A 22,019-nucleotide genomic window follows, 5' to 3' on the forward strand; every position below is an offset into this window, starting at 1 on the left:
TCACCGGGTAGCGGCCCGTCACCGCCGCCGCAGCAGGACGACGCGGTCCGGGTGCCCGCCGACCTCGCCGTCGAGGCCGATGACGGCACGGTCCACCGTCTCGTCGCGGACGAGCTCCCAGGTGTCGTCGTCGAATCCGAGTGCGTCGACGGCCCCGTACTCCTCGGGGGCGGCGTCCGGCATGACGTGCGACAGGAGGAACAGGTACCCGCCGGGGGCGACCAGTTCGCCGGCGTCGAGGAGCAGCGCGGAGCGCCGGCCCTGCGACGGGCCGTGCAGGTAGCTGGCGGTGACCAGGTCGAACGGGGCGGACCCGTCGGTGGCGGCGGCATCCGCCAGGCCCTGCACGCCGACGTCGGTGAAGCGCACCCCGTCGACGCCTGCGGCGGCCGCGGCGTCCTGCGCCCGGCGGACGGCCGTGGCCGAGACCTCGACGCCGAGGGTGTCCCACCCCTGCTGCGCGAGCCAGACGGCGTCCGCGCCCTCACCGCAGCCGATGTCCGCGGCCCGGCCGCGGGCGGTCCCGGCACCTCCGAGTTCCTCGGTCAGCACCCTCACCAGTGACGGGTTCGGACGCCCCGACCACCTGGGCGGCGCCTGCGCGTAGGTGGTCTCCCAGAAACCGTCGTCGGCGACCTCGGGCCAGTCGTGGTGGGAGCTCGGCGCGGTGAGCGCGTGCACCGCGTTGTCGGTGTCCTCGGTGACCAGCGTGGTGTTGAGCATGCCCGCGGTCATCGACGCCTGCCCCATGGCGGTCGGCACGTTGGCGCGCGGGTCGACGACGTTGCCCGCCGCCCACACCCGCGGGTGGCTGGTCTGCCCGACGGCGTCGACCGCCACGAAGGAGCCGACCCCGGGGACCTCGGTGCGGTCCAGGCCCAGGGGTGCGAGGAACCCGTCGCGCGGGCGCGAGTGCGGGTGCAGTCCGATCGCGTCGACCGGGTGGACGGCGCCGTCCTCGGTGCGCACGCCGGTGAGCGTCCCGTCCGTGGCGGTGATCCCGGCAACCGGGGAGGTCACGACGGTGACGCCGCGGGCGTCGAAGCGTTGCCGGGTGGCGTCGTCCAGCTGGCTGAGCACGGTGGCGTCGGTGATGAAGACGGTGAGGTCGTCGGTCCAGTTGCGGACGAGCTGGGCGTAGTGGAAGTGCATGGGGGACGATGCCAGGACACCGATGCGCCGGTTACGGTGCTCCCAGCCGTGGCAGTAGGGGCACTGGAAAGCGGTGGAGCCCCAGTGATCCGCGAGGCCCGGGATGTCGGGCAGGGTGTCGTCGATGCCGCTGGCGACGAAGACCGCGCGGGCGTAGGCGACGGCACCGTCGGCGCAGGTGACCTTCAGGCCACGGACGATCTCGGTGACCGACTCGACGCTGCCGGTGGTGACGGTGACACCGTAGGTGTCGAGTTCGGCGCGGCCCTTGTCCAGGAGGTCCAGCGGCGGCACACCGTCATGGCCGAGGACGCCGTGCATGTGCGGGGCGAACCGGTTACGGGGTGCGGCGGAGTCGATGACGAGGACGTCGCGCCGGGCCCTGCCGAGGAGTTCCGCCGCGCTGAGTCCGGCCGCGCCGCCGCCGATGACGATGATGTCGTGTGCTCTCATGCCCCTACTCTGTCAGGCCTGCCGCCCCTGCCGCCACACCGACGAGGTCGTGACCGCGGCGATGGCGGTGGTCAGGGGAACGGCGGCGACCAGCGCCAGCGAGCCGGTGGCCGAGCGGAGGATCTCGGTGGCCATGATGTCCGAGGTCAGGATGTGCCCCAGGTCGCGTCCGGACACGCTGAGCAGCACCAGCAGTGGCAGTGCGGCGCCGGCGTAGGACAGCACCAGGGTGTACACGGTGGAGGCCAGGTGGTCGCGTCCGACGCGCATCGCGGTGCCGAAGAGACGCAGGTTCGACGCGGTGGGGTCGAGTTGGCGCAGCTCGGCGATCGTCGAGGCCTGGGCCACGGTCACGTCGTTGAGCACGCCGAGGGTACCGATGATGAACCCCGCGAGCAGCAGCCCGCTGATCGACAGCCCCGGCAGGTACAGCATGATCTGCATGTTGTTCTCGTCGGCGAGGCCGCGTAGCTGGTTGGTGTCGATCGCCAGCCACGCGAGCGCGGTGCCCACCAGCATCGCGGCGAGGGTGCCTCCCAGGGAGGACGCGGTCTTCCAGTTCATGCCGTGGACCAGGAACAGCGCCAGGTACAGCACCGCGGCGCAGGCGGTGACGGCCAGCAGCACCGGGTCGCCGCCGCGGGCCAGGGCGGGCAGCAGGAAGATCCCGAAGATGCCGAGTGTGACCCCGAGGCCCAGGATGGAGCGGAACCCGCGCCATGCGCCGACCACCACGACGGCCACGAGGGTCAGGATCAGCCACACCCACACCGGTGTGGTGCGTTCGTAGTCCTGGAAGCCGTAGGTGCGTCCGCCGTCGTCGGTGGTGCCGGTGGTCATCAGGATGTCCTGGCCCACGGGGAGGTCGGGGGAGCCTTCGGAGTCGGGCACCGCGAGCAGGGTGCGGCGTCCTTCCTCCGGCCCGGAGGTGATGTCGACGATCACCTGCGGGCAGGGTGCCGCCGCGTCGCCGGCGGCGCTGGGGTGGCCGGTGGGTGGGGCGGTGTCGAAGGAGCGTCCGATGGCCGGCGAGTTGCACGCGCCGGAGGTCTCCAGGGCGACGGTGCCGTGGGTGACCTCCTGGGCCAGTCCGGAGGTCTGGTGGAAGCTGTCGCCGGTCTCGGGCTCGCCCTGGGGCCACTGCAGGACCACGGCGACGGAGGTGGCCACGAAGCCGGCGACCAGGGCGATGAACAGGATCGACCGGGGTAGCGTCCATTCGATCCGCCGGGGGTCGAGGTTGCGCGGGTGCATCCGTTCGGCCAGCGGACGGTCGTCGGACGTGCCGTGGCCGTGTGCGTGGCTGTGTCCGTGCTGCGCGGCCGCGGCGAGGGGGTCGGACGGGGCCGCGGCAGGCGTGTCCTTCTTCTGCCGGGATGGCGCGGGGGCGTGGTGGCGTCCCAAAACAGGCTGCTTTCTCTCGGGGTGCTCTCGGGGATGGTGCAGGGTGACGCACCTGAGGATAGCCGGGACCGGCCCTTGACACGCAGGGCTGAACAAGCGTTTAATATTGAACATGCGTTCAGACAACAGGTCCGCCGACATCCTCGAGGCTGCCGTGGCGGAGTTCGCCGACCGCGGGTTCGGGGCGGCCACCGTCCGGGGGATCGCCGGCGCCGCCGGGGTGTCCCCGGGCCTCGTCCTACACCACTACGGCTCCCGGGACGGGCTGCGGCAGGCGTGCGACGACCACGTCTTCGACACCCTCACCGAGGCGAAGCGGGCCAACGCGGCGGGAGGGACCGCCGCGCTGCCGGTCATGCTGGCCAGCCCGCGGATGCGGGTCTACGTCCACTACCTCGTGGCGTCGCTGGTCGACCCGTCCGACCACGGGCAGCGGTTCTTCGACCACTACGTCGACACGATCGAGGGGATCCTCGACGACGGCTTCGCCGGCTACACCTTCCGTGAGGCGCAGGGGGAGGCCGCCGGCGACCGACGGGCCAGGGCGTGCACCGTGGCGTTGCTGGGCCTCGCCCCGGCCATGCTGCACCAGCGGATCGGCAGCGTGCTGGGCACACCGGACATGGCCGACACCTTCGCCCGCCTGGCGCCGCAATTGTTCGACATCTACCGCAACGGGCTCATCGAAGACGACGAGGAGAAGTCATGACACAATCCACCACCCCTGCCGTCGACCTGCAGGGGGTCACCAAACGCTACGGCCACGTCACCGCGCTCGACGGGCTCACCCTCCAGGTGGAGCACGGGGAGGTCCACGGTTTCCTCGGACCGAACGGCGCGGGGAAGTCCACGACGATCCGGATCCTGCTGGGGATCCTCCGACACGACGAGGGTCACGCCCGGATCCTCGGCGGCGACCCCTGGAAGGACGCCGTCGGCCTGCACCGGCGTCTGGCCTACGTCCCCGGCGACGTGGAGCTGTGGCCGAACCTCACCGGTGGTGAGGCGATCGACCTCTTCGCCCGGCTGCGGGGTGGCGTGGACACCCGTCGACGCGACGAGCTGATCGAGCGTTTCCAGCTCGACCCCCGCAAGAAGGGACGCACCTACTCCAAGGGCAACCGGCAGAAGGTCGCGTTGATCTCGGCGTTGGCGTCCGACGTGGACCTGCTGCTCCTCGATGAGCCGACGTCGGGCCTCGACCCGCTGATGGAGGCGGTGTTCCAGGAGTGCATCCGCGAGGCGGTGCGCGACGACGGACGGACCGTGCTGCTGTCCAGCCACATCCTCGCCCAGGTCGAGGCGCTGGCCGACCGCATCTCGATCATCCGGGCCGGCCGCGACGTGGAGACCGGGACGCTGGACGACCTGCGTCACCTGCAGCGCACCGCGGTCTCCGTGCGGACCAGCCGCCCGTTGGACGGCTTCGCCGACCGGGCGGGCGTCCACGACCTCACCGTGGACGGCGGCGGACACGTGCACTTCGCGGCGGACACCGTCGCCCTGCCCGGCATCATGGACGAACTGGCGTCCCACGGGGTCGAGACACTCACGGCGACGCCGCCGACGCTGGAACAGCTGCTGCTGAGCCACTACGGGGAGGAGTCATGACCGGGACATGGACCCTGCTGCGGTTCATGCTGCGCCGTGACCGGGTCCGCCTGCCCGGGTGGGTGCTCGGCATGGCCGCGCTGACCGCCTACTTCGCCAACGCGCTCGGCACCGTGCTGGACCAGGAGTCCCTGGAGGGGTTCGCGTCGGTGCTGACGACACCGGTGATGGGCCTGATCGGCGGCCCCGGCTACGGCTTCGACGCGATCACCCTGCCACGCCTGTTCGTGGGGGAGTACGGCCTGGTCCTGATGGTCGGCGCGGCGATCATGACGTTGACCACCATGTCCCGGCACACCCGGGTGGAGGAGCAGACGGGGCGGGCCGAACTGCTGCGCGCCAACGTCGTCGGACGGCACGCCCAGCTCGCCGCGGCGTGGGTGCTGTCCGCGACGATGACCGTCCTGCTGACGGTGGCCGTGTGGGGCGCCCTCCAGTTCTCGTCGATGGCGCCGGAACCGACGTCGTCGAACCTGCTGTTCGCCGCCGGCGTCGGTGCGGTGGGCCTGGTGTTCGCCGGGGTGGCGGCCGTGACCGTCCAGCTGTCCCCGTTCTCCCGGGCGGGGTCGTCGGTGGCCGGTGCGGTCCTGGCGGTCGCCTTCGTCGTCCGCGGCCTGGGCGACATGTCGGCGCTGCAGCACGGGCACCACGGCGGGATCGCCTGGCTGTCCTGGCTCTCCCCGCTGGGGTGGTCGCAGCAGACCGCGCCGTACACCCTGGACCGGTGGTGGCCGTTGCTGCTCGCCGTCGCCGCCGCACTGGTCCTGACCGGTGCCGGGGTGGCCCTGCAGTCACGTCGCGACCTGGGCGCCGGGCTTGTCGCGGACCGGCCCGGGCCGACGGCGGCGGCACCCTGGTTGTCCACGCCGGTGGCGCTGGCCTTCCGGCTGCAGCGGGCGTCCCTGGTGGGGTGGTCGGTCGCCATCCTGGTGGCGGGCGTGATCTTCGGGGTGTTCACCGGGCCGATGGCCGACGGTGCGGAGGCGATGCCGGACGAGATCCTGGCGGTCTTCGGCGGGGCCGCGGGCATCGTCGACGGCTACCTGGGGTTCATGGGCATCTACTTCGCGGTGATGGTCGCCGTGTACGCCCTGCTGTCGGTGCAGGCGCTGAGGGGCCAGGAGCAGGGGTTCCACACCGAGACGGTCCTGTCCACCGCGGTGTCCAGGCCGTCGTGGCTGCTGTCCTGGACCGGGGTGACCACGCTGGGCGCGGTGTGGCTGCTGTTCCTCGCCGGGCTCGGGTCGGGTCTCGGCGCCGCGGCCGGTCTCGGCGACGCCGGGCTCGTGGGGCCGACACTGCTGGGGCACGTCGCGCAGACCCCGGCGGTGTGGGTGCTGCTCGGGGTGGCGGTCCTGCTCTACGGGCTCGTCCCGCGGCTGGTCGGTCTGGCCTGGGTGGCGCTCGGCTGCTCCACCCTGTTCGTGCTCTTCGGTGAGATGGTCGACCTGCCCGAGGGGGTCCTCGACACCTCCGTGTTCCGGCACGTCGGGCAGTATCCCGGCGAGGCGTTGTCCTGGGGTGCGGTCGGCGTGCTCACGGTGGTGGCCGTGCTGCTCACGGCCCTGGGGACCGGGGCGTTCCGGCGCCGTGACCTGGTCACCACCTGAGGTGGACTGCTAGGCTGGACGGTATGACTGACATGGGATTCTCGATCGCCAGGATCTGGGGCCACCGCTGACGGCGGTGGGGACTCCCGTTTCCTGACTGACTCCTCCACCGCCGTGCCGACGATGATTCATCGCCGGGCGGCGGATTTTCTGCTGCCCGGCTCCGGACCACGACCCTGGAGTACACGGACACATGTCCCGTCAGAACAACCCCGAAGAACACCATGCCCATATCCGCGCTGTCGACCTCGGCGTCACCGTCGCCGGACGCCGGATCCTCACCGGCGTGACCGCCACCGTCCCACCCGGCACCCGCCTGCTCGTCGTCGGTGAGAACGGCGTCGGCAAGAGTACCCTGCTGCACACCCTCGCCGGACTCCGCGAGCCGGACGCCGGTACCGTGACCCGCACCGGCACCGTCACCCTGGTGCAGCAGGACATGGCCGACGACCCCGGGCGCACCGTCGGTGACCTCATCGCCGGCGCCACTGCGGAGGCCGACCGGGCCCTCGCCGAGCTCGACGCGGCGGCCCTCGCACTCACCGACGGCACCCCCGGTGCCGACCAGGCCTACGCCCGGGCCCTGGACCGCGCCACCGGCCTCGATGCCTGGGACGCCGCCCGCCGCGTCGACGTCGCCCTGGCCGGGCTCGACGCCTGCACCGACCGCGGCCGTGAGCTGGCCACCCTGTCCCACGGACAGCGCTACCGGGTGCGGTTGGCCTGTGCGCTGGGCAGCGACGGCATCCTCCTTCTCGACGAGCCGACCAACCACCTCGACGCCACGGCACTGGGCTTCCTCACCTCGCAGGTGGTGGCGCACCGCGGCCCGGTGGCGGTGGTCACCCACGACCGTGCCCTGCTACGGGACCTCAGCGCCGACGGCCGGTGCACCTTCCTCGACCTCGACCCGACGTCCGACGGGATGCCCCGGACGACCACCGGCACCTACGACGAATGGGTCGCCCGGCGCAGGGCGGAACGGGAACACTGGGAGCAGGAGTACGCCGTACAGGTCGCCGAACACCGGCGTCTCGAGACCGCCGTCGACGAGGCGCGGGCGAGGCTGACCACCGGCTGGCGTCCGGAGAAGGGCCACTTCAAGCACAAACGCGCCACCCGGGCGGCCGGCACGGTGCAGACCCTGCACCGCAGGCAGGACGCCCTGGACCGGCACGCGGTGGACGTGCCGGAACCACCGATGCGGCTGCACTGGCCGGAGCTCGCCGTGGCACCGGGCCGCACCCTGCTGACCTGCGACGGGGTGACGGTGGACGGGCGGCTGGCGGCCCCGGTCTCCGTCGAGCTCTCCGGTGGCGACCGCCTCGTGGTCACCGGGCCGAACGGGGCCGGGAAGTCCACCCTCGTCGACGTCCTGCGTGGCGCCCTTGCGCCGACGACGGGTAGCTGCCACGTCCACGACGGGGTGCGGGTCAGCGTCCTGACCCAGCATGACCCGTCGTGGAAGGACGCCGCCGGGCGGGACACCCCCGCGGCCGAGGTGTACGACCGGGCCGCGGGGCCGGACGGGCCGGCGTTGTCGTCGCTCGGCCTGCTCGACCGGACGGCCCGGTCCACTCCGGTGGGCCGACTGTCGCAGGGGCAGCGACGGCGCCTGCACCTGGCGCTGTGCCTGGCCACGCGTCCTGACCTGCTCGTCCTCGACGAGCCGACGAACCACCTCTCGGCCACGTTGGTGGACGAGCTGACCGTCGCGCTGCGGGAGACCGCGGCGGCCGTCGTCGTGGTCACCCACGACCGGCAGATGCTGCGGGACCTCGTGGGCCGGGACGGGGAGACGGGCGGGACGGGCCGGTGGCCGGTGCTGGCGCTGGGATGACGGCTTCCCCGGCCGTCGCGCATGGTTAGGACACCGGACGGCGGAAGCGCTAGCCTGGGATCCATGTCCACACTCAGCCACGCCCCGGTCGCGGAGGCCCGGGAGACTGCGGCGCCGGTGTCGTCCGCCGACCGGTTCATGCTCCGGTTGCTCCGCGTGAAGGAGGTCGACCGGATCGACATGGAGGCGGTCGCCGGCGCCCACCGGGCGTTCCGCTGGGCGATCGTGTTCTCCGCCGTGCGGTGCACGATCACCTACCTGCTGGTGCCGATCCTGATCCCCGTTGTCAGCGTGGCGGGGATGGTCGCGACGCCGTTGAGCATCACCCTGTGCCTGCTGGCGCTGGTGAACGGGACGGTGAGCATGCGCCGCTTCTGGCGTACCGACCACCCGGGCAAGTGGACGTACACATGGTTCATGGCGGTGGTGTTCCTGATCCTCATCGGGACGCTCGCCTACGAGTTCATTGGATTGGTGTCGTGATGAAACCCGAGTCTGAGGCTCCCGAGGTCACCGAAGTTACTGAGTTCACCGAGTCCCCGGAGGGCATGGAGGGCATGGAGGGCATGGAGGAGTACCCCCGGCAGCCGGAGATCCCCGGGTCGTCCACGGCAGACGTGGTGACGCTGCTGTTCATGGCGGTGATGATCCTCGCCACGGTGGGGTGCTTCATCTTCCTCATGTGAGGGGTCAGGGGGTCAGCATCACCCGGCACTCCTCGGTGGTGGCGTTCTCGACGCATTCGGCCCACTCGCGTTGGCCGTCCACCCACGGGTGGCTGGGCGTCTGCCCCTGGTTGAGCTGCCAGACGTAGTTGTCGCACATGATCGCCGTCCCGTCGGCGGCGACGGCGGTACGTCCGATGTCCGCACCGATGCACTGGTCGCCGAGCTGCGGCCCGGTGACGACCGGGGCGGGTGCGGGCGCAGGTACCGGTGCCGGTTCAGGCGACGGAGCCGGCGCGGGGTCGGGTGCGACCTCGCCTCTGGTCGGATCCGGCTCGGACGGCGGGGGTGCGGTGGTCGTGGCGGCTGTGGTGGCTGTGGCGGTCGACGTGGAGGTGCTGGTGGCGGCCGGGGTGGTGTTCGGGGTGGTGGTGTCGTCGTCGGAGCATCCGGTCAGCACGGCGGCGAGGGCGGGGAGGCAGATCAGAGCTGTGAGTGTCCTGTGGCGCATGGAAGAAGCGTAGGTCATCTGCTTCTCCCGGGAAAAGCTCCGTCACTCCTCGACGACCGGTCCTGCGTCAGGTGCCGGAATCCGGGATCCGCTGCCACCGGTCGCCGGATTCCGGTACCCGAATACGGCGGCCGGTCACCCCAGCAGGTCCTCGCCCCAGTAACTCTCGCCGTCCGTCCCACCGGGGACGTGGAACACCGCCGAGCCCACGTGGGTGATCCACTCGTTCAGCCGGTCGCCGTCGGCCAGGCGCCGCTGCACCGGGATGAAGGACGTCCGCGGATCCCGCTGGAAGCAGGTGAAGACCAGGCCGGTGTCGGAGAGGTCGATCAACTCGGCGTCCTGCAGGCCTGCGGGCCCGGCGGTGACGGGCAGGTCGTAGTTGTACGCGCGCCGCAGCATGCGCTCGGCGTCGCCGTCGCGCGAGGTCGCCAGGGCCACGTGGGAGTGGGCGTCGATGAGGGGCAGGCCGTCGTCGCCGACCTTGTCCACGTCGACGTCGGCGAACTCGTCCCCGCCGCTCAGCGGGGCGCCCTCGACGATGGTCCGGCCCATCGCGACCTCGCGGGTGCTGCGGTCCACGGACTCCCACTCCGGCATGTCGAAGGCGATGCGCCGCACGATCATGCAGGTCCCGCCGTCGTCGTTCCACACCTGGGCGTCCAGTTCGGCGTCGGAGCGCGGGTTGACCGTCCCGTCCTTGAACCCGAAGAGGTTGCGCGGGGTGCCGGGCTCGCCGTCGGTGACGGGGATGTCGAGGAAACCGGTCTGGCTCCAGGACGGCCGGACGTAGTCGGCGCCGCCGCGGACGAGGACGCGCAGGGCGTGGGAGACGGTGGTGCGGTCGTCGCCGCAGATCTGCAGGACGATGTCGCGGTCGCCCCAGGTGTCGTCCAGTTCATCCGCGGCGAAGCGGGGCAATGGGCGCAGCCACGAGGGTGCCTTGTCGGAGATGCCGGCGGCGGCGTACAGGCCCGCCCCGAAACCGCAGGTGACGGTGAGGTTCCCCGGGTTCGTCGACAGTTCCGGCTCCAGGTCGGCCAGCACAGGGGTGCCGGCGCAGAGGCGTCGGGCGTCGCCGGTCCAGATCCGCAGGAGACGTTGGACGGTGGTGCGGTCGGCACCGTCGCGCAGGGAGAAGGCGACGGTGGTGTTGTGGGACTGGGGCGGGGTGGCGATGCCGGCCTGGTGCGCGCCGTCGAAGGGGACGGTGGACGGGGCGTCCTCCGCCGCGGCGGCCGGAACCTCCCGGTTGTCGGCGCAGGACGCGGTGACACCGGCGGCACCGAGCACACCGAGGGTACCGAGACCGCTGAGGAATCCGCGCCGGGTCAGGCCCCGGTGCACCGTGTGCGGGTCAGTGCCCGGCATGGTCGCCGTGCTCGTCGCCTGTGCCTTCTGTGCCGTCAGCGCCCTCGGTGCCCTCTGTGCCGTAGTCCTCGTGGGCGGACTGCTGCACACGCACGGGGATGTCCTTGATCTCGTAGGTGGTGCCGTCCTCGGCGGTGAGGGTGAGGGTGAGTGCGTCGCCGGCGGCGATCTCGTCGTGGTTCTCCATGATCATGATGTGGGTGCTGCCCGGTTCCATGTCGACGCTGCCGTTCGCCGGGACCACGAGTCCGTCGTCGGTCTCCTTCATGATGCCGTCGACGGTCTCGTGGAACTGGTAGACGCCCTCGAGGTCACCGGTGGCGCGGGTGAGGTGGATGTCCTCGTCGGTGGAGTTGGTCAGTTCGCCGAAGACGGCGGTCATGGAGGTCTCGGTGTCCTTGGCGCCGACGTAGCCGTCCGAGAACGTGAGGGCATCGCCGCTCTGGGTGCTGTCCTGCCCGGCGGACGACGTCGTCTGTCCGGTGTCGGCGGTGTCGGCGGTGTCGCTGCCGCAGGCGGCGAGCCCGAGGGCGAGGACGGAGGCGAGGGCGGCGGCGGTGAGGCGGCGCGTCGTGGTGTCGGTCATCGAACACTCCTGGAGGTCACGGATGAGTCTGATCTACTGGTCAACCTACTAGTCGGCCCGTTGATCGGAAGAGTTCCGGAACGTCGCCGGGATCACCTCCGGGGGTGGTGGGCGGCCCCGGTCCGTACCCCCGTGCGACGCCGCGCCGGAACCGACGGGCCCGCGGATCCGACAACTCCGTCGTGACCAGCACCGTGACGAACGCATCCTCCCGCCCGCCGTCCCCGCCGCGCCCGGGTGGCGTCGGGGACCGTCGGCAGCACAGCCTGCTGCGGCGCCTGCACTTCTTCGCCGGGGTGCTGTGCGCCCCGTTGATCCTCGTCGCGGCGGTGACCGGCCTGCTCTACGCCGTCGCCCCGACGGTGGAGCAGGTGACGAACCGGCCCATGCTCACCGCCGAGGCCCCCGACGGCGCGACGGAGGCCGACCGGGTCCCGGTGAGCGCGCTGGTGTCGACGGCGCAGGCGGCGCACCCGGACCTGGCCCTGGCGGGGGTGCGGATCGGTGACGACGACGAGACCACCCGCGTGCTGTTCAGCGACCCGGACCTGCCGGAGTCCACGCTGCGGGCGGTGTTCCTGGACCCCTGGACCGGGGAGGTGACCGGTGACAGCACCCAGTACGGCAGCTCCGGGTCGCTGCCGTTGCGGCAGTGGATCGCCGACGGCCACCGCACCGCGTGGCTCGGCGAGCCGGGGCGCCTGTACTCCGAGACCGCGGCGAGCTGGTTGGGTGTCCTCGCGGTCGGCGGCGTGGTGATGTGGTGGCAGCGGCAACCGACGGGCCGGACAGGACGGACAGGCTCCTCGAGGGTCCGGGCGATGCTGCGTACCGGCGGCGCCGGCCGGGTCCGGACGATGCGGCTGCACGGGGCGACGGGGACGCTGGTGGTGGCGGGCATGGTGTTCCTGACCGTCACCGGGCTGACCTGGTCGTCGGTGGCCGGCGGCACGATCGGGGAGGTGCGTGCGTCGTTGGACTGGGGCACACCGTCGGTGTCGTCGTCGCTGCCGGGGGCGCAGGAGGTCAGCCCGTCCGCCGACGCCGGCGCGCACGCCGGGCACAGCGGGCACGGTGACCACCCGCCGGGTGGTGCGGTGCGGGTCAGCGGGTTGAACGCCGGGTCAGTCGACCGTGTCGCGGCGACGGCGGTGCAGGAGCTGCGCACCCCGTTGACGGTCACACCTCCGACGGTGGAGGGGCAGGCGTGGACGGCCGCCGAGGACCGCGCCGCCTACCGGCTGACCAACGACGCGGTGGCGGTCGACTGGGCCACCGGGGAGGTCACCGACCGTCTCGACTTCACCGACTGGCCCCTGGCGGCGCAGGCGACGAGCTGGCTGATCCAGCTGCACATGGGCACCCTGTTCGGGCTGCCGAACCAGATCGTGCTCGCCGCCTTGGCCGCCGCGATCATCGCGATGGTCTGCTGGGGTTACGCGATGTGGTGGAAGCGGCGCCCCGTCGGAAGCCCGGCCGGGCGCCTGGCCGGCCCGCCCCGCCGGGTCCCGTGGTCACGTCCCACCGCGGGCACCGTCGTCCTGGTCGCCGCGCTGGTCGCCTACGGGGTCGTCGCCCCGCTGTTCGGCGTGACCTGCCTGGCCTTCGTCCTGGTCAGTGCGCTGTGGGACGCGGTGCGGCGCAGAGTCAGCACTCCACCACGTTGACGGCGAGCCCGCCGCGGCTGGTCTCCTTGTACTTGTCGTTCATGTCGGCACCGGTCTCGCGCATGGTCTGGATGACGGCGTCGAGAGAGACCACGTGGGAGCCGTCGCCGGCGAGCGCGATGCGGGCGGCGGTGACGGCGGTGGAGGCGGCGACGGCGTTGCGTTCGATGCAGGGGATCTGCACCAGCCCGCCGATCGGGTCGCAGGTCAGCCCGAGGTGGTGCTCCACGGCGATCTCGGCGGCGTTCTCCACCTGTGCGGCGGTGCCGCCGCGGACCGCACAGAACCCGGCGGCGGCCATCGCGCAGGCGGAGCCGACCTCGGCCTGGCAGCCGCCCTCGGCGCCGGAGATCGAGGCGTTGGCCTTGATCAGTGAACCGACCGCCGCGGCGGTGAGCAGGAATGTGCGCACGTCGCGGTCGGTGGCTCCGGGGGTGGTCCGCCACCAGTAGTGCAGGACGGCGGGGATGATGCCGGCGGCGCCGTTGGTGGGGGCGGTGACGACGCGCCCGCCGGCGGCGTTCTCCTCATTGACGGCCAGGGCGTAGACGTGCAGCCATTCGTCGACGGCGGCGGTGGGGTCGTCCTCCAGGCGTCGGCGCATGGCGGCGGCGCGGCGCCGGACGTGCAGGCGTCCCGGCAGGACGCCGTCGGTGTGCAGTCCGGCGTCGACGCAGGTGCGCATCGTCGCCCAGATGGCGTCGATACCGTCGGTGACCTCGGCAGGGGAGCGGCGGGAGTATTCGGTGGCCCAGGCGACGTCGGCGATGGTGCGGCCGTCGGTGCACAGGGCGAGCAGGCCGGCGGCGTCACGGAACGCGGGGGCGTCCCCCGACGGTACCGCCGGTGCCGCGTCCCCTGTGCCCCCTGCGTCTCCCGTGTCTCCGACGCGTTCGATGAACCCGCCGCCGACGGACAGGTAGGTCTCCTCGACGGCCGGGGTGCCGGACCCGTCGACCCACGCCTGCAGCACCATGGTGTTCGGGTGGGGGAGGGCGCGCGAGGCCGGGTGGAAGACCACGTCGTCGCGGTGGAGGGCGACCGGGGTCCGGCCGTCGAGCAGCAGCCGGGTCGGTTCCCCGGTCAGCGCCGACCAGGCGCCGCGGACCTCGTCGGGGTCGCAGGTCTCCGGTGCCGCCCCGCGGAGTCCGGCGACGACGGCGTCGGGGGTGCCGTGGCCGCGTCCGGTCGCGGAGAGCGACCCGTGGAGCCCGACGGTGACCCGGGTGATGCCGGGCAGGTCGGCGACGCGGGCGGCGAAGTCCGCACCGGCGCGCATCGGGCCGACGGTGTGCGAGGACGACGGGCCGATGCCGATGGAGAACAGGTCGAGGGCGGAGACGTAGACCGTCGGGGAGGTCATGCTCAGGACTCTACCGTGGTCGCTCCGGCGGGACGGGCGGCCTGTCGGGCGAGCAGGTCGGAGCGGGACGCGGGGGTCAGCGCCACGGTGGCGGCGGCGAAGGCCAGGCCCTTGGCGGCGTCGATGGCGGCGTCGTCGCCGGCCGGGGTGGCCGCGGCGGTGGCGAAGCCGGTGGTGTGCGGCGGGGCGTCGGTGCCCAGCAGGGCGATCATCGGGTGGATCGAGGGCACGACCTGGGAGACGTTGCCCATGTCGGTGGAACCGCCGGTGCCCCCGGCCTGTGTGGCGACCTCGCGTCCGAGCCCGGTGAGGGCGTCGTCCCACGCCTGGGCGAGGAGGGGGTCCTGCACGAGGCTGGCGTAGCGGGGTTCGGTCTCCTCGACGGTCCAGGAGCACCCCGAGGCCAGGGCGCCGGCCTCGAAGCAGTTCATCACCCGTCGCTTGGCGTCCTCCAGGACGTCCATGTCGAAGGCACGGACTTCGGCGTCGACCTCGGTGTGGGCGGGGATGATGTTGGTGACGTCCCCGCCGTCGGTGACGACCCCGGCGACGCGCACGGAGTCGTCGAGCTGCTGCCGCAGCAGGCCGACGGACGTCAGGGCGACGGTGGCGGCGTCGAGGGCGTTGACCCCGTTCTGCGGTGCGGCGGCGGCGTGGGCGGGGGTGCCGGTGTAGGTGACCTTGAAGCGGTCGACGGCCTGGCTGCGGAAGGCCTCGCAGCGGGTGTCGGTGCCCGGCCCGCCGTGGGCCATGAGGGACACCGTGGCGTCCTCCCAGGCACCGTCGCGCAGCATCAGGACCTTCCCGCCGCCGTGTTCCTCGGCGGGGGTGCCGAGCAGCTTCACCCGGATGCCGGCGGGGTCGGCGATCTCGGCGAGCCCCAGGGCCGCACCGAGTCCGGCGGTGGCGATGATGTTGTGGCCGCAGGCGTGGCCGATGCCGGGCAGTGCGTCGTACTCGGCGCAGACGGCGACGACGAAGTCCCCGTCGCCGTAGGTGGCCTCGATCGCGGTGTCCAGGCCGTACACCCCGACGGTGACGTCGAAGCCGGCGGCGCGCAGTTCCTCGGCGACCAGCGCCGCGGAGTCGTGCTCCTCGAAGGCGAGCTCGGGGTGGGCGTGGAGGGTGTGGCTGATCTCGAGCAGCCGGTCGCGGTGGGCGTCGATGCGGGCGGTGACGGCCGCGGTGGCGGTGGCGGGGTCGAGGAGGTCGGTCATGCGGGGCTCCCGGGGGCGTGGCGGGTGCACGGGGTGGTGCACGGTTCAGGGGTAATGTGGGCCCAATGTAGTGAGTGGTGCACGGTTGCAGGACGGGTAGCAGGAAATCAACGGAAAATGGTCGGATGACGCAGGAAATGACACTTGACGCGCTCGACGAGCGACTGGTCCACGCCGTCCAGGTGGCGCCACGTGCGGCGTGGACGGGGCTCGCACCCGTCGTCGGGGCGGACCCGGTCACCCTCGCCCGCCGGTGGTCGCGGCTGCGTGACCAGGGGGCGGTCTACGTCACCGGTTACGGGTGGGACCCGGACGCGGTGTTCTCCCTCATCGAGATCGAGTGCCGGCCGGGGGACACCCTCCGGGTGGCGCAGGCGCTGGCGGAGGAGCGGGGCGCCTTCACCATCGACCTCACGGCCGGGGCCCGGGACATCATGCTCAGCCTGCTGACCCCGGACACCCCGGCGTTGGCGCGCTGGACGCTGGAGCACATCCAGCAGCTGGACGGGGTGCGGCGGGTGCGGACGCACCTGGTGTCCCGGATCGTCGCCGACGCGCAGGGGTGGCGGCTGCGTGCGCTCTCCCGGGACGAGGTGGACAAGGTCACCGCCGTCGGGGAACGTGCAGGACGCGGGACGATGCCGCGCCTCGCGCCGGGGGAGCTGGAGAAGGTCCGGGAGGCGCTGGCGGTGGACGGGCGGGCGTCGGCGACGCAGGTGGCGCAGGCCGCGGGGATCACCCCGCGGAAGGCCCGTGAGGTGGTCGCCGCGATGACCGCCACCGACCGCTACACCGTCCGGGTGGACGTGGCGCGTGCCCGGACGCCGTGGCCGGTGTCGGTGTGGTACTTCCTCCAGGTGCCGGCGGACAAGGTGTCGCGGGTCGGTCCGGTGCTCAGCAGGATCGACGAGGCGCGGCTCGTGGTGACGGCGACCGGTGAGTACAACGTGATCATGGCGGCGTGGCTGCGCTCGCTGAGGGAGGTGAACAAACTGGAGGCCGTGCTGGAGGAGCGGCTGTCCGGGGTGCGGATCGTCGACCGGTCCGTGGTGCTGCGTTCCCTGAAGCACCTCGGGCACCTCCTCGACGAGCACGGGGACGCCACCGGGCGGACGGTGCCCATGCCCTGACCGTCGGATCCTGCAGATCGGTCCCCGTGGCCGCTGTTTTCCTGCAACCTGGCGCATGTGTGGGGGAGGTCACGTATTTTCGCGCCATTCCCCGGTGCGGTGTCCCAGTGCGGTCCCCCGTGCGGACTCCCCGGGGGATACGCAGTGAACCCGCCACGAGAAGAGATCCCGCCATGAGCAACAAGCCCGCGGACGCGCCGTCGGTCGCCGCCGCACCCCGCGTCATCGCCCCGTCCCTGCGCGACCGTGGACTCTGGGTGCTGGCCGGACTGGTCGTCGTCATCGCCGCGGTCGCCCAGCTCATCGGCCCCCTCGAGATCTCGCTCGGGTTCGCCGCACTGTCCCTGCTGCCGATGATCTGGGCCCTGGTGATGGGCGTGGCGGTGTCGACACAACGGATCCGCCCGTTGCCGCTGGACCTGCAGCACGTGGCGAACGTGGTCATGGGGGCGGCGGTGCTGGTGCTGGTCGCCCGCCTGTCGTTCACCCTGGGGCCGAACATCCCGTTCCTGCTGGAGGCCGGGCCGGCGCTGCTGCTGCAGGAGGTCGGCAACATCATCGGCCCGATCTGTCTCGCCCTCCCGTTGGCGGTGATGCTGCGCATGGGGGCCGCCACGGTGGGCGCCACCTTCTCGATCGACCGTGAGGGCGCCTTCGCCATGGTCACCGAGCGGTTCGGGACGAACTCCCAACAGTACCGGGGCGTGCTGTCGATGTACATCTTCGGCTCGGTGTTCGGGGCGGTGATCATCAGTCTCATCGCGTCACTGGCGTCCTCGCTGGGGATCTTCGACTGGCGGGCGCTGGCGATGGGTGCCGGTGTGGGGTCGGGGTCGATGATGGCCGCGGGCACGGCGTCGGTGACGGCGGCGCACCCGGAGTTCGCCGACCAGATCCTCGCGCTGAGCACCACGGCGAACCTCATCGCCTCGATCGCCGGCGTCTACCTGGGGGTCTGGGTCGCGCTGCCGCTGGCGGACCGGTTCTACCGCTTCCTCACCCGGCGTCAGGGTGAGAAGGACGGGGCGGCCGACAAGGTCCTGAAGACCTCGGGGGACCTGGCTGCCGCGGTCACCGACGTACCGCTGGTGAAGATGCCGTTGTGGATCTCCCTGGCGATCATCGGCCTCGCCGGCGTCGCGGTCTCGTCCGTGCTCGCCGGGGGCTTCTCCTGGGACATGGTCCTCACCTTCCTCGCCCTCTCGGCGCTGACCACGCTGGGGCTCACCGTCGCCAGGCTCACCCGGGGCAAGGTGCCGGCGATCATCGTGGTGATCACGGTGGGCACCCTGCTGACGGTCCCGGCGTCGCCGGTGGCGCCGTGGCTGCTGGAGATCTCGTCGAGTGTGGACTTCCTCGCCGTGATCACCATGATGCTCACGGTGGCGGGGCTGAGTATCGGCAAGGACATCCCGCTGCTCCGCCAGATCGGCTGGAAGATCATCCCGGTCGGCGTCGTCGTCATCGTGTCGACCTACCTGGCCTCCACGGTGATCGCCGAGGGTGTGCTGCGGTTCATCGGGTAGGTCCGCGGGAACACCAGGGTGACCTCCCCGTCGACGTCGACGCGGGTCACCGGCCGCCGGTACACCGGCTCCAGGACCTCCGGGACGAGCACCGCCCCCGGCGTGCCCTCGGCGACGACCCGTCCGGCGTCGAGGACCACGATGCGGTCGCAGTAGCGGGCGGCGAGGTTGAGGTCGTGGAGCACCACGGCGGACCCGGGCAGGCCGCCGACGAGTTCGAGGATGTCGTGCCGGTAGCGGATGTCGAGGTGGTTCGTCGGCTCGTCGAGCAGGATGTGCGGGGTCTGCTGGGCCAGTGCGCGGGCGATGAGGGTGCGTTGACGTTCCCCGCCGGAGAGCCCGGCCACGTCGCGCCGGGCGAGGTCGGTGAGTCCGACGGCGTCGAGGGCGCCGGCGACCACGGCCCGGTCGTGGCCGGTGGTGCGTGCCCCGAACCCCCGGTGCGGCAGCCGGCCGAGGGTGACCAGTTCGGTGACGTTCATCGGCACGCCGGTGTCCGCGCTGTCGCGTTCCTGGGCGACGACGGCGATGCGGGTGGCGATGTCGCGGCGTCGCATGGTCGCGAGGTCGTGGCCGTCGAGCAGGACGCGCCCGCCGCTCAGCGGCACCGCCGCGTGGAGGGCGCGCAGCAGCGTGGTCTTCCCCGACCCGTTGGGCCCGACGATCCCGAGCGTCCCGGTGGAGGGCACGGTGAGAGAGACGCCGTCGACGACGGTCCGTCCGGCGCGGCTGACCCGGATGTCCTCGGCGGTGATCACCGGTTCTCCCGCAGGTAGGCGTCGAGGATCTCCACGCCGTCGAGGGCGAGCGGGGTCGGCGGTTCGGCGTGGTTCAGCAGCATCGGCAGGATGTGCTGCCGGCGTCCGGCGGTGGTGCGGTCGATGCCGGGGAGACGGTTCACGTCGTCGACGACGCGGCGACTGTTTCCGGAGCTGTACAGGGCGACGATGACGTCGGGGTCGCGGGCCACGACGTCCTCGGCGGCGACGTCGAAGACCCGTTCGGGCTGGTCGGCGTAGACGTTGGACGCCCCGGTCGCGGCGACGACGGGGGCGGCCATCGAGCCGGTGCCGTAGGCGTAGGTCGTCCCGCCGGCGGTGGGGTAGAGGACGGCGACGCTGCGTCCGGCGCCGGGGGCGTCTGCACGGGCGCGCAGGGCGTCCAACCGGTCGCGGAGCTGGTCGACGACCTCGTCGGCCCGGGCCTCCCGGTCGAAGACGGTGCCGTAGAGCCGCACCTGGTCCCAGACGTCGTCCCAGGTGACGTCGCCGTCGACCGCGCCGCAGAAGGCCGGTTCGTCGATGAGGGGTGTGCCGGTGCCGGCCAGGGTGCGACGGTTGACGGTGTCGGTGGAGCCGAGGACGAGGTCGGCGCCGGAGGCCACGACCTCCTCGCGGGAGATCTGCAGGTGGCCGGAGTCGTCGGCGCGGTCGGTGATCGAGGGGATGTCGGCGAGGGCCGCGGTGGTGGCGTCGTCGTAGTACCCGTCGGGATAGTGTCCGGCCCGGTGTGTGACGTGGTCGAGCACGCCGAGGGCGCTGAGCGTGGTCACCGCCGCGGGATTCAGCATGGTCACGTTGTCCGGGACGTGGTCGAGGGCGACGGTGTCGCCGCAGTTGTCGACGCGGACCGCGGCGTCCTGCGCCTGGGCGGTGCAGGACGCCAGGAGCAGGGAGGACGCGACGACGGCCGACGCGGTGCTGCGCTTCATGAGGCGGCCCCCTGGTGCATGCGGTGGACGAGTAGCAGGAGGAACGGGGCACCGACGAGTGCGGTGACGACACCGACGGGGATCTCCTGCGGTGCGAGCAGGGTGCGGGCACCGGTGTCGGCCCAGCACAACAGGACGGCGCCGAGGAGCGCGGCGACGGGGACGGACGCGCGGTGGGTGCCGCCGACGAGGCGTCGGGCGAGGTGCGGGACGACCAGGCCGACGAAGCCGATGGAACCGGCCATCGCCACGACGGTGCCGACGAGGAGGCACGACAGGACGAGGAGCAGGACCCGCAGCCGTTCCGGGGAGACACCGAGGGTGAGGGCGGTGTCGTCGCCGGCGGCCAGCGCGTCCACCCGCGGGGCGACGACCAGCAGGACGGCGGTGACCGCCAGGACGGTGACGACGACGGCGGCCAACGGGCCGGACCAGGACGCCAGGCCGAGGGAGCCGAGCAGCCAGAACATCACCGAGCGGGAGGACTCGGTGGAGTCGGAGGCGAAGACCATGAAGCTGGTCACCGCGGACAGGGCGTAGCCGACGGCGATGCCGGCCATGACCAGCCGGGTGGCGGTGACCCGCCCGGCGGTGCGGGCGACACCGAAGACGACGGCGGAGGCGACGGCCGCGCCGAGGAAGGCGCTGGTCTGCAGGGCGTAGTCGCCGGCGGCGGCACCGGCCCCGGTGAGGATCGCGGCGGCGGCCCCGACGGAGGCACCGGAGTTGACGCCGAGGACGTAGGGGTCGGCGAGGATGTTGCGGACGGTGGCCTGCAGGATCACCCCGGCGACGGCGAGTCCGGCACCGACCGCGGCGGCGAGGACGGCCCGCGGGGCACGGATCGTCCAGACCACCGCGTCAAGGCGGGAGAGGTCGGTGCCGTCCGGTATCTCGAGGGAGGTGCCGAGGAGGTGGTGGGCCAGGATGCGGGCGGAGTCGGCGGGGGAGACGGCGACCGGGCCGACACCGACGCTCACCACCATGGTGCCCAACAGGGTGACGGCGAGTGTGGAGGTCCACAGGACGGTCCGTCGGCGCGCCGACCGGTCGGCCGGGACAGCGGTCCGGATGTGGCCGGACGTCGCCGGGTGCTCTGCAGTGGTGATCACGGGCGACGACGCTACCGCCCCGGAGGCGGCGATGGCAGGGGGCTCCGGAGGTGGAAACGAAGGTTTTACCTGGGTGAAACACGTCGGCGGCGCCTCCGGGCACCCCACAGGCGGTGGTGGCCCACGTACCCTCGGTGGGGCAACCGAACTCTCTCAAGGAGGACACGGACATGAGCACGATCACCACACGTGACGGTGTGAACCTGCACGTCGACGACAGTGGCGACGACGGCGACCTGGGGCGGGCGGTCGTCCTGATCCACGGGTGGCCGCTGTCGGCGGAATCCTGGTCGGCGCAGACGGAGGTCCTGCGCAAGAACGGCTACCGCGTCGTCGCCTACGACCGTCGGGGTTTCGGACGGTCGGACAAGCCCGACTCCGGTTACGGGTACGACACGCTCGCCAGGGACCTGGACGACGTGCTCGCCGGGCTCGATCTCACCGACGTCACACTCGTCGGGTTCTCGATGGGTGGTGGTGAGGTGGCGCGGTACTTCAGCGTCGGTGACACCTCGCGGATCCGCAGTGTCGTCTTCGCCGCGGCGGTGCCGCCGTACATGTTGACGACCGACGACAACCCGGACGGGCCGCTCACCGAGGAGGCTGCGGCGGGGATGGCGGACGGTCTGAAGGCCGACCGGGACGCCTTCTTCGAGGACTTCACCACCGGTTTCTTCTCCGTCGGGGACGACCTGAAGGTCGCCGAGGAGACACGGCAGGAGGCGGTACGGCTCGCCCGGCAGAGCGACCAGACGGCCGCGCTGGGCTGCATGGACGCTTTCAGCACCACCGACTTCCGTGGGGACCTGCCGAAGATCGGGGTGCCGGCGCTGATCGTGCACGGCGACTCCGACGACATCGTCCCCTTCGAGGGCTCCGGTCGGCGGACGGCGGAGGCCGTGCCGCACAGCCGGACCACGGTCATCGAGGGTGCGCCGCACGGCCTGAACGTCAGCCACGCGGCGGAGTTCAACGCCTCCCTGCTGGAGTTCCTCGCCGACTGACGAGGTGCCCTGGGGAAGCCTGTCGACGATCGCACCCCATAGGTAGATTAAGAAAAACTGACCTGCGGTTTTGCATTCATAAAAAA

The 22,019-nt window shown here is 72.1% G+C and carries 20 protein-coding genes; 10 read left to right on the plus strand and 10 right to left on the minus strand.

What is annotated here, in order from left to right:
* Positions 1 to 18 precede the first annotated feature (18 nt).
* Together MUN33_RS08710 and MUN33_RS08715 are read right to left on the minus strand one after the other, a co-directional pair.
* On the minus strand, positions 19 to 1,605 hold the full coding sequence (locus MUN33_RS08710) for an SAM-dependent methyltransferase (RefSeq protein WP_244804533.1): 1,587 nt from the start codon (positions 1,603 to 1,605) through the stop codon (positions 19 to 21).
* A gap of 12 nt (positions 1,606 to 1,617) precedes the next feature.
* Complete coding sequence (locus MUN33_RS08715) at positions 1,618 to 3,009, minus strand: YibE/F family protein (protein ID WP_244804534.1); 1,392 nt, start codon at positions 3,007 to 3,009, stop codon at positions 1,618 to 1,620.
* A gap of 112 nt (positions 3,010 to 3,121) precedes the next feature.
* Between MUN33_RS08715 and MUN33_RS08720 the strand changes: the two genes are divergently transcribed.
* The 6 genes from MUN33_RS08720 (at position 3,122) to MUN33_RS08745 (ending at position 8,756) form a co-directional block, all read left to right on the plus strand.
* Positions 3,122 to 3,718 carry a TetR/AcrR family transcriptional regulator gene (locus MUN33_RS08720; protein WP_244804535.1) on the plus strand — a complete coding sequence of 199 codons (597 nt, stop codon included), beginning with the start codon at positions 3,122 to 3,124 and terminating at the stop codon, positions 3,716 to 3,718.
* A complete protein-coding gene (locus MUN33_RS08725) occupies positions 3,715 to 4,620 on the plus strand; it encodes an ABC transporter ATP-binding protein (protein ID WP_244804536.1) in 906 nt (301 codons plus the stop codon). The genes MUN33_RS08720 and MUN33_RS08725 overlap by 4 nt, the downstream gene beginning before the upstream one ends.
* Positions 4,617 to 6,230 carry an ABC transporter permease gene (locus MUN33_RS08730; protein WP_244804537.1) on the plus strand — a complete coding sequence of 538 codons (1,614 nt, stop codon included), beginning with the start codon at positions 4,617 to 4,619 and terminating at the stop codon, positions 6,228 to 6,230. Before MUN33_RS08725 ends, MUN33_RS08730 begins: the two co-directional genes overlap by 4 nt.
* 193 nt (positions 6,231 to 6,423) lie before the next feature.
* Positions 6,424 to 8,070 (plus strand): ATP-binding cassette domain-containing protein, encoded by a 1,647-nt coding sequence (locus MUN33_RS08735; RefSeq protein WP_244804538.1) that lies wholly within the window; start codon positions 6,424 to 6,426, stop codon positions 8,068 to 8,070.
* 63 nt (positions 8,071 to 8,133) lie between these two features.
* Complete coding sequence (locus MUN33_RS08740; RefSeq protein WP_244804539.1) at positions 8,134 to 8,553, plus strand: hypothetical protein; 420 nt, start codon at positions 8,134 to 8,136, stop codon at positions 8,551 to 8,553.
* Entirely contained in the window at positions 8,553 to 8,756 is a 204-nt protein-coding gene (locus MUN33_RS08745) for a hypothetical protein (protein WP_244804540.1), read from the plus strand. The genes MUN33_RS08740 and MUN33_RS08745 overlap by 1 nt, the downstream gene beginning before the upstream one ends.
* Positions 8,757 to 8,760: 4 nt before the next feature.
* Here the strand turns inward: MUN33_RS08745 and MUN33_RS08750 are convergent, their stop codons facing one another.
* The 3 genes from MUN33_RS08750 to MUN33_RS08760 form a co-directional block, all read right to left on the minus strand.
* Positions 8,761 to 9,246, minus strand: a complete 486-nt coding sequence (locus MUN33_RS08750; protein ID WP_244804541.1) for a hypothetical protein — start codon at positions 9,244 to 9,246, stop codon at positions 8,761 to 8,763.
* A 135-nt stretch (positions 9,247 to 9,381) separates the two neighbouring features.
* A complete protein-coding gene (locus MUN33_RS08755) occupies positions 9,382 to 10,617 on the minus strand; it encodes a Dyp-type peroxidase (protein WP_244804542.1) in 1,236 nt (411 codons plus the stop codon).
* Complete coding sequence (locus MUN33_RS08760; RefSeq protein WP_244804543.1) at positions 10,604 to 11,203, minus strand: copper chaperone PCu(A)C; 600 nt, start codon at positions 11,201 to 11,203, stop codon at positions 10,604 to 10,606. The genes MUN33_RS08755 and MUN33_RS08760 overlap by 14 nt, the downstream gene beginning before the upstream one ends.
* Before the next feature lie 194 nt (positions 11,204 to 11,397).
* On the opposite strand from MUN33_RS08760, the gene MUN33_RS08765 reads away from it, so the two are divergent.
* Positions 11,398 to 12,870 carry a PepSY-associated TM helix domain-containing protein gene (locus MUN33_RS08765; protein WP_244804544.1) on the plus strand — a complete coding sequence of 491 codons (1,473 nt, stop codon included), beginning with the start codon at positions 11,398 to 11,400 and terminating at the stop codon, positions 12,868 to 12,870.
* On the opposite strand, the gene MUN33_RS08770 is transcribed toward MUN33_RS08765, so the two are convergent.
* Positions 12,851 to 14,233, minus strand: a complete 1,383-nt coding sequence (locus tag MUN33_RS08770) for an L-serine ammonia-lyase (RefSeq protein ID WP_244804545.1) — start codon at positions 14,231 to 14,233, stop codon at positions 12,851 to 12,853. The two genes, MUN33_RS08765 and MUN33_RS08770, sit on opposite strands and share 20 nt — an antisense overlap.
* A gap of 2 nt (positions 14,234 to 14,235) precedes the next feature.
* Positions 14,236 to 15,450: an amidohydrolase gene (locus MUN33_RS08775; RefSeq protein ID WP_244804546.1), complete on the minus strand. Its 1,215-nt coding sequence runs from the start codon at positions 15,448 to 15,450 to the stop codon at positions 14,236 to 14,238.
* A 137-nt stretch (positions 15,451 to 15,587) separates the two neighbouring features.
* On the opposite strand from MUN33_RS08775, the gene MUN33_RS08780 reads away from it, so the two are divergent.
* Both MUN33_RS08780 and MUN33_RS08785 read left to right on the plus strand, forming a co-directional pair.
* A complete protein-coding gene (locus MUN33_RS08780) occupies positions 15,588 to 16,580 on the plus strand; it encodes an Lrp/AsnC family transcriptional regulator (protein ID WP_244804547.1) in 993 nt (330 codons plus the stop codon).
* Positions 16,581 to 16,753: 173 nt separating this feature from the next.
* Positions 16,754 to 18,106, plus strand: a complete 1,353-nt coding sequence (locus MUN33_RS08785; protein ID WP_244804548.1) for a DUF3100 domain-containing protein — start codon at positions 16,754 to 16,756, stop codon at positions 18,104 to 18,106.
* Here the strand turns inward: MUN33_RS08785 and MUN33_RS08790 are convergent.
* The 3 genes from MUN33_RS08790 to MUN33_RS08800 are packed head-to-tail and all read right to left on the minus strand — an operon-like array spanning position 18,055 to position 20,890.
* Positions 18,055 to 18,864, minus strand: a complete 810-nt coding sequence (locus MUN33_RS08790) for an ABC transporter ATP-binding protein (protein WP_244804549.1) — start codon at positions 18,862 to 18,864, stop codon at positions 18,055 to 18,057. The two genes, MUN33_RS08785 and MUN33_RS08790, sit on opposite strands and share 52 nt — an antisense overlap.
* Positions 18,861 to 19,817, minus strand: coding sequence for an ABC transporter substrate-binding protein (locus MUN33_RS08795; RefSeq protein ID WP_244804550.1), 957 nt, complete (start codon positions 19,815 to 19,817; stop codon positions 18,861 to 18,863). Before MUN33_RS08795 ends, MUN33_RS08790 begins: the two co-directional genes overlap by 4 nt.
* The gene (locus MUN33_RS08800) at positions 19,814 to 20,890 is read right to left on the minus strand and encodes a FecCD family ABC transporter permease (RefSeq protein ID WP_244804679.1); all 1,077 of its coding nucleotides are present in this window, start codon (positions 20,888 to 20,890) and stop codon (positions 19,814 to 19,816) included. The genes MUN33_RS08795 and MUN33_RS08800 overlap by 4 nt, the downstream gene beginning before the upstream one ends.
* 209 nt (positions 20,891 to 21,099) lie before the next feature.
* On the opposite strand from MUN33_RS08800, the gene MUN33_RS08805 reads away from it, so the two are divergent.
* Positions 21,100 to 21,933, plus strand: a complete 834-nt coding sequence (locus MUN33_RS08805; RefSeq protein ID WP_244804551.1) for an alpha/beta fold hydrolase — start codon at positions 21,100 to 21,102, stop codon at positions 21,931 to 21,933.
* The last annotated feature ends 86 nt before the right edge of the window (positions 21,934 to 22,019 follow it).

The organism is Corynebacterium kalidii (genome assembly GCF_022869005.1).
Classification (GTDB): domain Bacteria; phylum Actinomycetota; class Actinomycetes; order Mycobacteriales; family Mycobacteriaceae; genus Corynebacterium; species Corynebacterium kalidii.